The organism is Streptomyces flavotricini, from assembly GCF_020639365.1.
Lineage (GTDB): Bacteria > Actinomycetota > Actinomycetes > Streptomycetales > Streptomycetaceae > Streptomyces > Streptomyces flavotricini.
Genome location: NZ_JAINUL010000001.1, coordinates 8158485 through 8170385 on the forward strand (window position 1 = coordinate 8158485; position 11901 = coordinate 8170385).

Annotated in this window: 15 protein-coding genes and 1 pseudogene; 8 read left to right on the forward strand and 8 right to left on the reverse strand. The window is 71.9% G+C overall.

Annotated features, from left to right (window positions below):
* Nucleotides 1–574: 574 nt before the first annotated feature.
* From K7B10_RS37355 to K7B10_RS37365, 3 genes are all read left to right on the forward strand, one after another.
* Entirely contained in the window at nucleotides 575–1198 is a 624-nt protein-coding gene (locus K7B10_RS37355; protein ID WP_229343699.1) for a hypothetical protein, read from the forward strand.
* A 198-nt stretch (nucleotides 1199–1396) separates the two neighbouring features.
* Nucleotides 1397–2125 carry a helix-turn-helix transcriptional regulator gene (locus K7B10_RS37360; RefSeq protein WP_229343701.1) on the forward strand — a complete coding sequence of 243 codons (729 nt, stop codon included), beginning with the start codon at nucleotides 1397–1399 and terminating at the stop codon, nucleotides 2123–2125.
* Nucleotides 2126–2159: 34 nt separating this feature from the next.
* Nucleotides 2160–2594 (forward strand): nuclear transport factor 2 family protein, encoded by a 435-nt coding sequence (locus K7B10_RS37365; protein ID WP_229343703.1) that lies wholly within the window; start codon nucleotides 2160–2162, stop codon nucleotides 2592–2594.
* Nucleotides 2595–2822: 228 nt separating this feature from the next.
* Here the strand turns inward: K7B10_RS37365 and K7B10_RS37370 are convergent.
* From K7B10_RS37370 to K7B10_RS37390, 5 genes and pseudogenes are all read right to left on the reverse strand, one after another.
* Nucleotides 2823–2987, reverse strand: a pseudogene (locus K7B10_RS37370) (IS5/IS1182 family transposase); the annotation flags it as partial.
* 349 nt (nucleotides 2988–3336) lie between these two features.
* A complete protein-coding gene (locus K7B10_RS37375; protein ID WP_229343705.1) occupies nucleotides 3337–3822 on the reverse strand; it encodes a hypothetical protein in 486 nt (161 codons plus the stop codon).
* The gene (locus K7B10_RS37380) at nucleotides 3819–4331 is read right to left on the reverse strand and encodes an RNA polymerase sigma factor (RefSeq protein ID WP_229343707.1); all 513 of its coding nucleotides are present in this window, start codon (nucleotides 4329–4331) and stop codon (nucleotides 3819–3821) included. Before K7B10_RS37380 ends, K7B10_RS37375 begins: the two co-directional genes overlap by 4 nt.
* Nucleotides 4328–4786 carry a DUF3995 domain-containing protein gene (locus K7B10_RS37385; protein ID WP_229343709.1) on the reverse strand — a complete coding sequence of 153 codons (459 nt, stop codon included), beginning with the start codon at nucleotides 4784–4786 and terminating at the stop codon, nucleotides 4328–4330. The genes K7B10_RS37380 and K7B10_RS37385 overlap by 4 nt, the downstream gene beginning before the upstream one ends.
* Nucleotides 4787–5070: 284 nt before the next feature.
* The gene (locus K7B10_RS37390; protein WP_229343711.1) at nucleotides 5071–5217 is read right to left on the reverse strand and encodes a hypothetical protein; all 147 of its coding nucleotides are present in this window, start codon (nucleotides 5215–5217) and stop codon (nucleotides 5071–5073) included.
* A gap of 915 nt (nucleotides 5218–6132) precedes the next feature.
* Between K7B10_RS37390 and K7B10_RS37395 the strand changes: the two genes are divergently transcribed.
* Nucleotides 6133–6495 carry a hypothetical protein gene (locus tag K7B10_RS37395; RefSeq protein WP_504967670.1) on the forward strand — a complete coding sequence of 121 codons (363 nt, stop codon included), beginning with the start codon at nucleotides 6133–6135 and terminating at the stop codon, nucleotides 6493–6495.
* Between the two features lie 90 nt (nucleotides 6496–6585).
* Here K7B10_RS37395 and K7B10_RS37400 read toward each other — a convergent pair whose 3' ends face one another.
* Nucleotides 6586–7104 carry a cupin domain-containing protein gene (locus K7B10_RS37400; protein ID WP_229343713.1) on the reverse strand — a complete coding sequence of 173 codons (519 nt, stop codon included), beginning with the start codon at nucleotides 7102–7104 and terminating at the stop codon, nucleotides 6586–6588.
* 82 nt (nucleotides 7105–7186) lie between these two features.
* Here K7B10_RS37400 and K7B10_RS37405 point away from each other — a divergent pair, with 82 nt between their 5' ends.
* Nucleotides 7187–7795 (forward strand): TetR/AcrR family transcriptional regulator, encoded by a 609-nt coding sequence (locus K7B10_RS37405; RefSeq protein ID WP_229343715.1) that lies wholly within the window; start codon nucleotides 7187–7189, stop codon nucleotides 7793–7795.
* Nucleotides 7796–7911: 116 nt separating this feature from the next.
* On the opposite strand, the gene K7B10_RS37410 is transcribed toward K7B10_RS37405, so the two are convergent.
* Nucleotides 7912–8457, reverse strand: coding sequence for a hypothetical protein (locus tag K7B10_RS37410; RefSeq protein WP_229343716.1), 546 nt, complete (start codon nucleotides 8455–8457; stop codon nucleotides 7912–7914).
* A gap of 471 nt (nucleotides 8458–8928) precedes the next feature.
* Here K7B10_RS37410 and K7B10_RS37415 point away from each other — a divergent pair, with 471 nt between their 5' ends.
* From K7B10_RS37415 to K7B10_RS37425, 3 genes are all read left to right on the forward strand, one after another.
* On the forward strand, nucleotides 8929–9156 hold the full coding sequence (locus tag K7B10_RS37415; protein ID WP_229343718.1) for a hypothetical protein: 228 nt from the start codon (nucleotides 8929–8931) through the stop codon (nucleotides 9154–9156).
* A 52-nt stretch (nucleotides 9157–9208) separates the two neighbouring features.
* Nucleotides 9209–9775, forward strand: a complete 567-nt coding sequence (locus K7B10_RS37420) for a SixA phosphatase family protein (RefSeq protein ID WP_229343720.1) — start codon at nucleotides 9209–9211, stop codon at nucleotides 9773–9775.
* A 110-nt stretch (nucleotides 9776–9885) separates the two neighbouring features.
* Complete coding sequence (locus K7B10_RS37425; protein ID WP_229343722.1) at nucleotides 9886–10323, forward strand: VOC family protein; 438 nt, start codon at nucleotides 9886–9888, stop codon at nucleotides 10321–10323.
* 25 nt (nucleotides 10324–10348) lie between these two features.
* Here the strand turns inward: K7B10_RS37425 and K7B10_RS37430 are convergent, their stop codons facing one another.
* Nucleotides 10349–11743, reverse strand: a complete 1395-nt coding sequence (locus K7B10_RS37430) for an alpha/beta hydrolase family protein (RefSeq protein ID WP_229343724.1) — start codon at nucleotides 11741–11743, stop codon at nucleotides 10349–10351.
* Nucleotides 11744–11901 lie beyond the last annotated feature (158 nt).

Below are 11901 nucleotides of genomic sequence, written 5' to 3' on the forward strand. Positions count from 1 at the left end.
TCGGTCGTACCGATCTCGACCTGCCAGGCGCTGTTCGGGCCGCTGTGAGGCAGCGGCCCGATGCGCGAACCTGCAGCGCCTCCATGGAAGTGTGGCGCGGGATCCGGCCAGCTTTTCGCGCGCCCGGTCGGCGTCGAGAAGCGGCAGCCGCAGCAGTGCGTCCACAGCCCCATGACGGCCGGGACGATGTGGAGTCGCCAAGCGGCGGAGAGCGCGGACCGTGCGGCCCCGGATGCCGGGCACGGCGGGGAGCAAGGCCGGTCGGACCAGCCATCACGGCAGCGGGGCCCGGCGAAGATCCGCCGCTGCGCCGAGGCGCCGCCCGCTCGCCGAGCATCCGGCCGCTGCCGAGCCCGGGCACCCGTGGACCGGGGGCGGTTTGCCGCAAGCCTGAGCCGGACAACGGCATCGACCGCCGTCCGGTGGTCCGGACGGGAGGTCTCTTGATCCATGACCAGGGGACCTCGCGTGTTCCGATCGGTGGCGCAGCCCCTAGTCTGTGCGCCGGTCGGTCCCAGGCGCGGGGTCCCAGAGAGCGGGGAACAGGATGTCCGTAGAACGTCACATAGCTGGGATGCTCCAACAGATCGCCCGTCAGCAGGACATCGTCGAGATCGCCCCCCAGGGCTCCACGCCGAAGGCGGCCGCCCTGGCGCACGCGGCGCAGCAGTACGGCTACACCTACGGCATGGCGTACAGGACCGGGTTCAAGAATTCGCTCGTCCAGGTCCGGATGTACCGGGATCCGCGGCCCGACGCCCGCGTCCGCGAGGCGGCCGCCATCACCGCCCATCCGCAGGCGGGCAACGGCGGGACGGTGCCGGGGCTGGAGCAGGGCTCGCTGAAGCCGCTCCCCGAAGCGGTCGCCGCCGTGGCCGTGCTGAAGGACCTCATCACCTTCGACGTCATGGCGCAGTACGTCGCCGACCGGGGCCAGAAGGTGATGTGCTACCTCGGCTGCGCGGTCCTGACCGTCGTCCTGCTCATCGACCGGTCGCCGGTCGAAGCGGTTGTTTCCGGCGGGGCGGTCGCGCTGCTCGTCACCGTGGCGTTCAAGGTGGGCGCGATCCGGCGCAGCAGGATCACACAGCGGCTGACGGACGCCGGGTTCCTCGTGGTACCCGACGGACAAGGCGGCCAGCGGTTCCTGCGCCCGGGGCAGCAGTTGCCCGGCCACACCAACCCGTTCGCCGCCTGAGGCCTTGGCCTGCGGCGCAGGAAGGACGTAGATCGGGGGCCCGGATCTTGTAGACCATCCCGCTGATGACCCGGCGATCCTCCGCCCGAGGCCGGCCCCTGAACGGACATGCTCGCCGGCGGCTGGTGGAGGGGTGGAGACGCCTGCCTGCCCAAACGCCTCCGGTCACGCTGTGACTCTGGACTACGGTCCCTTCCTGTGAACCGTACTGATCGTTTGTATGCGTTGGTGGAAGAATTGCGTGCAGCTTCGCCCCGCCCGCGGAGCGCCCGGTGGCTGGCCGGGCGATTCGATGTCAGCTCCCGCACCATCGAGCGCGACCTCAACGCCCTGCAGCAATCCGGTGTGCCCATCTACGCCGAGCCCGGCCGCAGCGGTGGATACGTCCTGGACAAGGACCACACCCTGCCCCCTTTGACCATGACCCCGGCGGAAGCGACGGCTCTGGCGGTGGCACTGCACGCACTGTCCGGGACACCGTTCGCAGGCGATGCCCGTTCGGCGCTGCGCAAGGTCTTCGCCGTCATGCCCCGACGCGAGCGCCACGCCACACACGAGCTCGCCGACCGTGTCCGGCTCGCTGACTCCCAACGGCAACCGACCAACGTCCCCCACACCTTGCGAGAGGCGCTCTCCACTCGACAGGTCCTATGCCTGCACTACACCGACGCGCAGGGCGCCGGCACCGACCGCATCGTCGAACCCATGGGTTTCCTGGGCGGCGACCACTGGTACCTCATCGGCTGGTGCCGGCTCCGTGCCGCGGTACGCGGCTTCCGTCTCGACCGCATCCGGCAGGCGTACGCCCTCGCGGAGACGGCCCCGCCGCGCCCCGTGGATCTTGCCGCCGTCGACACCCTGGGCTGGCGGTTCGTCTCTCTCGGCGAACTCGTAAACACCGACATAGGGCTGTCGCCCCAAGCGTAGAAGCTGGTGCCCCACGACAACGGAAAGGCACCCCATGCATCTGACGACCCAGCCCCCCACCGCCGGCGCCGCCCTGCCGAATCGAGAGAGCGGCACGAGGCTGCTGGAGGGGTGGACGGCGCTGTGGAACGGCGATCTCGCGCTCGCGGAGCAGATCATCGACCCCGGCTTCCGGCTGCGTTTCGCGAACGCCGTTGAAGGCACCGGCGCCGACTCCACCCTCGAACGCAGCACCCTCCTCACTTTCATAGCCGCCCACCGCCAGGCCCTTACCGGACTGACCTACGACCTCGATGGTCCGCCCGTCATCGACGCTGCTCACGGACAGCTCGCAACCCGGTGGGCCGCGACCTACGTTGACGGCTCAGGCACACCTGTCACGAAGAGCGGCATCGACATGTTCTCCATCACTGATGGCCGGATCTCCGCCGTGTGGTCGCTCACAGGCGACCGCCGGTTCGCCGCGTAGCGACCCTCCACACTTGCGTACGGAGATCGCGAGCCGTCACGTTCTCGGCTGAACCCTCCGCAGCCCCCACTCGAACCGAGCCGGCCGGCGCGTGCGCCGAGAGCGCGAGCACATTCACGGGTACGAGCCTGAGCACATTCATGCGTACGCCGACGGGCGGCGCGCTGGCCGTTCATCCTGGGGGTTGCCTTCGCGTTCGCGGTACTGGAGTGCGGCTTCCAGCCTCCGGAGGACGACGCGGGACAGGCCGAGGGGGCCGGCGTCGTCGAGGCGGTGCAGGATCGCCTCGTGCAGCCGGCCCCCCACACCTGCCCTCGACCCGATCAGGAACCTGCGGTGGGCCGTCGACTTCGATGTCCCGAAGCGCGGCGGTGGCGACCGCCAGGCGCAACCCACACCAGGTGGACGCCACCGCCTCTGCGACGGCAGTCGCGGAGGATCTGCCAGGTCTTCATTCGGGTAAGGACGTGCTGGACGCGTGCTCGGACCTGCTTGTGGGACGGGGGCACTCTGACCGTCGCCAGGGCGACGCCCGCCCTTGCCGTGGCTTTGTCCACGACTTGACGTCGGGTCGGCTCAGGCGTTCTCTCCTGCAAGTCTGTTGTCGCGACGACTCCCGGCTTCCCGAGGAGCCCGAAGACTGCAGTTCACAAGCAGGGAAGCCCATGGCGTTGGACCACGAGAGCGAACACGCAGAGCCTCCGGGCGCCGGTGTCCGGGGCGCCGTTGGGCCTCGCGATCATCAGCTCCTCCCACGTTTGGATTCGGTATGGACTCCCGGCGGGCTCGTGACCAGGGCTTCCAGGCGGACTGCCGCGCGTTCCAGTTCGCGGCGGGTGCCCAGCGGGACGATCGCCGCGCGGGCCGGGATCCGTACGCCGCCGGTCAGGGCCACGCGGGTGCCGCCGCCGGGTTCCGGGGCGGCCGCCATGCCGATGATCAGGAAGCGGCTCTGGAGCCAGCACCAGCCCGGCTGCAGGTGTCCGCGCAGCCGGGCACGGAAGCCGTGGCGGCTACTGGCCAGGACCTCGACGCGGTCGCCGCTGACCCGGAGCACACGTACGCGGCGCATGTCCGGCTGGAAGTCGCCGAAGCCGCCCTCCAGGTCGCCCATCACCGCCCAGACGGCCTCCAGGGGGGCCGGGAGTACCCTTTCGACGACCCGGGCGCCCGGGACGGCGGCGGCCATGATGCGCAGCCGGGTGACCGCGTCCACTGCGTACATCATGCCGACCACGCCTTTCGGAAGCTCGAACGGGCCCGGCTGAGCCGGGATTTGGCGGTGCCGGGCGGGATGGCGAGGAGGGCCGCCGCGGCGTCCTCGTCCAGGCCCTCCACGTCCCGCAGCACCAGGACGGCGCGGTGGTCGGGGGAGAGGCGGGCCAGGACGTCGGCGATGTCGGCCGCCAGCTGCGGGTCCCCGGGCTGGGGTACGTCGGCCAGCTCGGTGGCGGGCCGCGCCCGTGCGGCCCGGCGGGCGACGCGGACGGCCTCGCGGACGGCGATCGCGCGCACCCATCCGTACAGGGCCTGGGGGTCCTTGAGGGTGCGCAGGGAGGTGAACACGGCGACGAGGGCCTCCTGCGTGGCGTCGGGGCCGTCCGCCAGGGCGATCGGCTCGCAGACCCGGGCCACGTACGGGGTGAGGTGGTCGAGCAGATCGTGCAGGGCGAGGGTGTTCCCGGCGCGGGCGGCCCGCGCCAGGGCCACGCCCCGCTCACGGCGTTCGGTGCTCACGCAGTGACCCTCTCAGGCCGCGGGCCGCGCAGGACGCGCAGGGCCGCCCAGCCGAAACCCACGCACAGTGGCGTGTACAGGAGCAGGTTCAGCCGGTGGAAGGCCGGGCCCGCCTCGCCGATGCCCGCGTCCAGGCCGAGGGCCCAGCCGGCTCCGGCGAGGGCCCGCACGCCCAGACCGGTGGTGACGGCTCCGGTGACCAGGGCTGCGGGGCGTCCGCCGCGGCCCTGGGCGCGGGCCGCCACCGCCGCCGAGGCGACGGTGAGGGCGGTGGCCAGGGGCAGGACGACGGGCGGGGTGAAGGGCACGTCGGAGCCGAGGACGGCCAGGGACAGGGTGCGGGTGTCGGCGGCGGGCCAGGTGGCGCCTGTGGCCCAGTAAAGGTGGGCGAGGGCGTCGGCGGCGAGGAGGGCGGCGAGTGCCTTCCCGGCGCGGCGGGTGGTGAGGACGGCCATGGGATGCTCCCCGGTTGTGGGTGGCGGAGGTACCGGCACTCCGAGGAGGCGGCGTGGCCCGGGAACGTTCCCTGTGGGACGCGTCACACCGGGCCCGGACGGCGTGTTTGCCGAACGGCTTCTCGGGGGCCGGCCCCGATGGGTACCGGCCCCCGCTTCGTGTCCTCCGCAGGGGAGCGGGCCGGGACGCGGGCACCGGCCCCGAGGCGTGGGCCCTGAAGCACCCTCCACACCGGCGCACATGAAGCTCCGTGCCGAGCGCCGAAGTGACGCCGATGGCGTGGCTAGATGCGGGGCAGCCAGCCATCGGCGAAGTCGGAGCGCTCCCGTGCGCGCTGCGCCTTCTCCTCGAGGAGCCGGCGGAAGCCGGCCAGGGCGTAGCGCTCCCCGGTGCCCGCCCTGGGCCCGGGGATGCCGGCCACGGTGGCCATGCACTGCTGGGGCTGGGGCTGCCAGCCGGTGACCCCCCGGCGCGGCTGAGGCCGCGCGGGCCGCCCGTACCTCGCCCGCCGGATCACCTGCGCCGGCCTGCTCCAGCACCTCCGCCGCGGCGTCCTCGCCCAGCCCGTCGAACCGGCACAGTACGTACGCGGCGCGCGCGTACGGGGTCAGCCCCGCGAGCCCCCGGGCCGCCTCGTCGAGACCCTCGGCGCTGGGCCACATCCGCAGCCCCCACACCCATGGCGGCAACGGCCCGAGCAGCCGTCCGGCCGCGTGCCGCACCACCTCGGCCCGTACGGCTGCCAGCGCGTCCCCGCCCTGCCGTGTCCGGCGCCCCGCGGCCCGCAGGGAGTGCTGTACGGCGCGGTGGGCGCGCAGCAGCCGCGTGTGCCGGTCGAGGTCCGGCGGCAGCACCAGGTAGGCCAGGCGCAGCAGTTGGGGGTAGCGCTCGACGATGATCGCCTCAGCCTGGCGCAGCCCGGTTCCGGAGCCCTCACGTTGTCCCACGGTGCGGACAACGAAAGGATCATGGGATGGTCACATGTGGGCCGCTTCGGGCCGACTCCCGCTCGGCGGGGCCGGGGCCGCAGGGCTTGCTGCGGTGCAGGCCCGGAGCTTAAGGGGGGATCAGCTGGACCTTAAGCCTGGCTGTGGCCGCCTCGCCCGCGCCTCGGGCAGCGGACGGCATCCGCGCCGCACACCCTTCGACGACGACCGGCGGCAGGCCGTTCACCTGCGTCTTTGTACGCGTGCCAACGGCGCCCGGACCGCCGGGGCGGGCCGCGTGAGGTCCGAAACCTCCTCGCGGATGGATTTGTAAGACGGCGACAAGGATTCGAATCGCGCGTGACGCAGGCCGTAAGCAGGACGGGGGAGACCAGCATCCATCCGATCGAGGAGTGTCAATGTCCCGAAAGCGGACCATGAGTCTCAAGAAGAAGCTCGTGCTCACCGGCGTCACGGGAGCCCTGGTGACCGGAGCGGTCGTCACGACGATGGCGACGGGCAACGCGGCCGCCCCCGACGTCGTCTGCCAGGGGTCGACGGTGACGTTGTCGGGGGAGGGGGGTGCGCCGGCGGCGAGCAGTGGGACGTTTCCGGTGGGGACGAAGTTGAAGGTGACCAATCTCGACAACGGTCAGTCGACGACGGTGGCGGTGAACGGGCCGTCGGGCAGTTGTGTGCTGTTGAACAACTCGGCTTTCGACAAGGTGCGGGAGCCGGGCAAGAACCTGATCCGCAGGGCGCGCATCGAGCGCGTCGGCTGACCGGCGGGAGAGCCTGTTCGCAGGGCCCTCCGGGGGCGGCACGCGCCCCCGGAGGGCCCTCAGGGCATCCGAGGGCGGTCGGGTGCCCGGTCAGAGGCCGGGCGGGGGCGTCAGGTCGTACCTGGCGATGACGTCGGGCAGCCAGGCGGGCCGCCCGAACACGAGCCCGTACTTGGCGGCGAGTGCGGGTAGCGCGTCCTCGGGCGGCGGCTGCCCGTCGGCGAGCATCTCGGTCATCTCGCGGAAGAAGTGTTCGAATCCGGCCGGACTGATGATCTCGATCATGCGGGCGGGTACGGACCCGGCGTTCCACATCGTGTGCAGTTCCCCGCGCGGCTTGGTGATGTAGCCGCCGGCGCCCAGCACCGTTTCACGGTCGCCGGAACGGAAGCCGATCTCGCCTTCGGTGACGATCGAGTACTCGTCTTCGCGGGTGTGCAGGTGCGGCGGCACCAGTGCACCGACCGGGAAGGGGTGCTCGACGACGGAGACCGAGCCGTCGGTGTCTTCCCCCCACAGCTTGAAGGCGACCCCGATCGAGCCGAGGAAGCCCTCGGCGCCCTCGCCGGGACGAACGATGGTGAGAGGCGGGGCCGGCAGCTCTGTCATGGCGATCACTCCTCGACAGAATTTGGAGATACACTCATGTTCTCCTAAAAAGTCTCCACCGCATACGCCGGGACGTCAAGAATTGAGTGATCAGCAGCGTTCGACGACGCCGCGCGGCTATGAGATGCGCAAACGCGCCGAGGGCGTGGGCCGGACGAGGCAGCGCATCATCGAAGCCGCCGTGCATCTGCACGGCACCGCGGGCCCGGCGTCGACGAGCATCGCGGCGATAGCCGAGCGCGCCGGCGTCACTCGGCTGACCGTGTACCGGCATTTTCCGGACGAGAACGCCCTGTTCGAGGCGTGTTCGGGGCACTGGCTGTCGCGCCAGCAGCTGCCCCGGCCCGAGATGTGGGCCGCGTTCGCGGGTCCCGTGGACCGGCTGACGGCCGGGCTCCGCGACCTCTACCGCTTCTATCGCGCGGGCGAGCAGATGCTGACGCTCGTCATCCGCGACCAGCACGCCGTACCGGAGGCGATGCGCGAGGCCCGGGAGCGGATGAACAGGGAGTACGTCGAGGTGCTGGCCGGTGCCTGGCCCGCGGTCGACGTTCCGGTCCGGCGGGCGGTGATCGGGCACGCCGCCGCGTTCTCGACGTGGCGCTCCTTGTGCCGGGAACAAGGGCTCACGGACGAAGAGGCGGTCGAGGTCATGGTCACGCTCGTGGAAGCGGTCGACGCAAAGGCGTGAAGGCGTCACGGGCAGCCGCTGCACCGCCGTCTGAACCCGAGTACCCGAGTACCCGAGTACGGGATCCGGCCCTGCCGCCCGGTGCGGTACGGCGGGGCTCGGACCTCGGGGCGTCGTCAGCGCTCGGCGCCGGCGGGGGCGTTCGCGCCGACCGGGGTGGTCGCGCTGGGGCGGTCCGACTGGCAGCGCAGCTTCTCCGAGGCGGTCAGGGGGCCGGCGCGCTGGTAGATCCGGTCGGAGAGGTCGGTGGAGGGGTGGTCGATGACGGTGTGGAGGCGCCAGTCGTAGTGCGGGTCGGTGGCCTTGGTGGTGGCGTCGAACCGTCCTTCGGTGCGCCGGCGACCGGCCTGCGTCTCGATCCAGGAGGCTTCCGCCGGCTGGACGATCTCGGTGACCGGGCGTTGCTGGGTGGTGTTCCAGGCGGGGGCGGGGCCGGTGCCCTGTCCGTACTGCTGGCCCATGTTGCTCGGCGCTCCGGTGCCGCTGCCGGGCAGGCCGGCGGCCGCGGGCAGGTCACCGTAGGAGCGGTTGGCGGTGGAGACGGGGCGGGTGCGGTTCAGGGTGTTGCGGGTGCAGGTGGAGTAGGTCTCGGCGGGGGCGCGGGCGGGGGCGCAGTAGCTGAACGAGTAGTTCTCCTCGGCCGTGAACGTACAGCGGTTCACAGCGCCGTTGCCGTACAAGGCCTCGGAGGCGGGCAGGGCGCCGGCCGGGACGGTCTTGTCGACGGGCGCCGGCTCCTGGGTGACGGGCGGACGTTGGTGATGAGCGGGCCGCAGTAGCCGTTGTCGTTCTGGGCGGCGGAGACGGTGGAGGCGAAGGTGAGCAGCGGCTCGTTGGCTTCTGGGCCGCCCGCTTGGCCGCGGCGCTGTCCTGCTTCGCGGCGTCGCGGTCCTTGTCGACGCGATCGCGCTCTTCGGGAGGGGCCGAGCAGGGCTTGGCCCCTCCTCCGGGGCAGGGCTCCCCGTCGTCGAGGGGTGCCGCGAGGGCGGTGATGGGGTGGGCGTGGGCCGGTGGGCCGGTCAGCGCCGCCGCGGGCGGGAGGGCGCAGACGAGGGCGACTGCATCCTTTGGCCTACCGCGTTCTCGGCCCTGCGGAGGACGGTCTCGCGGCACCGCCGCGAGAGGGTTGATCCGTGCGAACAACCATCGGATACACCGTCGAAAGCATCGGCTACGTCATAGGAGCCCAGGGCCTTGTCAGTTTCGTTTCGCAGACCTTCTTCGGTACGGAGTGGGGCTGGCTGCACAAGCTCGTCGACCGTCCGTCCGCCGCTTACCTCGGCGTCGTCGTCGTGGGGCTGGCACTCGTCCTCGGCGGCGTGAAGACGCGGAAGGCACCCCCGCGACAGGAGTTCGCCTGACCGGTGGGCCCTTCAGCCCACGACGCCCGCTCCCGGGCCCTACGCTCGGGGCATGAGGCACAGTGACCACGTCACCGAGGTCCACGGCGTACGGGATGCGGGGCCGGACGGCGCGGTGCGCCGACTCGTGATCCTGCGACACGCCAAGAGCGCCTGGCCGGACGGGGTTCCCGACCACGACCGCCCCCTGGGGCCCCGCGGGCTGCGCGACGCGCCCGCGGCCGGCCGGCTGCTCGCCCGCTCCTTCGACGTGCCGGATCTCGTGCTGTGCTCCCCGGCACGCCGCACCCGGCAGACCTGGGACCTGGCCGCGGCGGAGCTGGACCGCATGCCGCCCGTCCGGCACGACCCGCGCCTGTACGCGGCGGACGCACGAGACCTCTTCGACGTCGTCCGTGAGGTCCCGCCCGAGGTGGGCACCTTGCTGCTCGTCGGGCACAACCCGGGCCTGGAAGACCTGGTGCTGCTGGCAGCAGGGGCGGCCGCGGGCGATGCGCTGGAGCGCGTCCGCACCAAGTTCCCGACCTCCGCAGTGGCCGTACTGACCCTGCAGGGCCCCTGGTCGCACCTCGGGCCGGGCACCGCGCTGCTCACGGACTTCGCCGTCCCCCGGGGCTAGGGGGTGTCCGCAAAGTCCCGCCTGCCCCGCGAGGCCCGGCACGGCCTGAGGGCGGGGGCCCGCGGTGCCGCGAGCGGCCGATCGACAAGACACCCCCTAGCATGCAACGCATGGCCATCACACTCGAGAACGTCGGGATCGCCGTTCGCGACCTCGAAGCAGCGATCTCCTTCTTCACGGACCTCGGCCTCACGGTCGTCGGCCGTGACACGGTCAGCGGTGAGTGGACCGACACCGCCGTCGGCCTCGACGGCAATCACGCCAAGATCGCGATGCTCCAGACACCGGACGGCCACGGTCGCCTCGAGCTCTTCGAGTACATCCACCCCGAAGCGATCGAGTCGGAGCCCACTCGTCCCAACGAGATCGGCATGCATCGCGTCGCCTTCTCGGTCGACGACATCGACAAGGCCCTCGAGACGGCCGCACGGCACGGATGCCGTCCGCTGCGAGGCGTCGCCACCTATGAGGACGTCTACAAGCTCACGTACGTCCGGGGCCCCAGCGGCATCCTCGTGATGCTCGCCGAGGAGCTGAAGAAGGACTGACGGCTGATCGGGCCGACCGCCCGGCCTACGGGCCCAGCGTCTGGTCGAGCCAGTCGAAGACGACCTCGCAGTGCAGTTGCGGGGCCATGGGGGAGCAGTGCAGCTGCGCCCCTTGGGCCGCCGTCAGCTTCAGGTAGTCCTTCGGCGAGGTGAGGGCGTCGTACATGCGGCGCGGCTGGCCGGGGTAGAACTGCTCGCCCTCGTAATCCAGCACCAGGGTCGGCGCCGTGATGCGGCCGACGACGTCCGCGATGGACAGCGCCTTGATGAGGTTGGCCGGCGTGTAGAAGTCGGTGAACAGCTTGCCCTGGCGGGCTTCGAGCATCGCGGGCACGGAGAACGGTTCGAACCGCTTCTTCATCACATCGGCCGCGTCCGGGGGCAGTTCGGGGACGACTTCCTTGTTCCAGATGTCGTTCGTCTGCCGTTTGTCCGGGGTGAGGATCTTCCGGATCTCGGGCGGGAAGCCCAGCCACGGCTCCACACAGCCCGGCATCGCCACCAGGGCGGCGATGCGCGTCTCGAACGCCGCGGCCCGCGGCGCGAGGTCGCCCGCCATGCTCAGGCCCGTCAGGGCGATCTTGCGGGAGTCCACGTCCGAGCGGGCCGTCAGCCAGTCGACGAGGGGGGTGACCACCCGCTCCCAGGTGGGGGTGAACACCACACGGTCCACGAACAGCAGTTGGCCCTGGCCCGGTCCGTCGTACACGAGCGCGTTCCAGCCCCGTTCCAGCGCGGCCGGGACCCCGTACGTCCACATGTCGACGTTCTGGCCGTCGCTGCCGTTGGTCAAGATCACCGTCGGGCGCGGAGCACCGGAGGTGTCGGGCCGGAAGAACCACACCGGCAGCGGTGTGCTCCCGTAGGGCACCTTCGCCCTCACCGGGGCGGGCTCGCACAGGTCGCAGAAGGTGTCCCAGGCGGCGCGTCCCGCCTTGTAGAGCTGCTCCTCGCTGCCGGGATCGTCCGAACCCAGGACGAAGAACAGCGCCTGTCCGTAGTACTGGGCCGCGCGCAGGGCCCGGAAGCGCTTGGTCTGGCCGTCGGCGGGGGCGCCCGGGGGCGCCGCCATGAGCCGGTCGCCGAGGTCGCGGAACGTCTTGACGTACGACTGCGCCGTCAGTCCGGCCGCGTTGATCGCGTTCACGGCCGTCAGGACCTCGCCCACCTCCGCGGCCCCGGCGCCCGAGCCGCCGAGCGCGAGGAGCCCGTTGAAGTTGTACGCGGGGTCCTTGAACAGCGTCATCGCGCCCGGGGTGATGCTGCCGCCCGCAGCAGCGGCCGAGCTGCGGGTGGCTGCGGCCGGGGCGCCCGCGGAGCCGCCGCGGGCGCAACCCGCCAGGAGCGCGGCTCCCGCGCCGGCGGCGAGGAGGGCGCGTCGCGTGGGTCCGGAGTGCGGATCGCCGTGTACGGGGCTCATGGCACCGGAGCGTAGAGCCGGCCCGGCGCCCCGACCTCCCGGACGGCCCGGCGCGGAGCGGGCCGGCCACGGCCCCGACCCGCCCCTGAACAGGGAGGTCGCAGCCCACGCCCCGCCGCACCGCCCTTGCGCCGTTCGGGCGACCGGAACCGTACCGG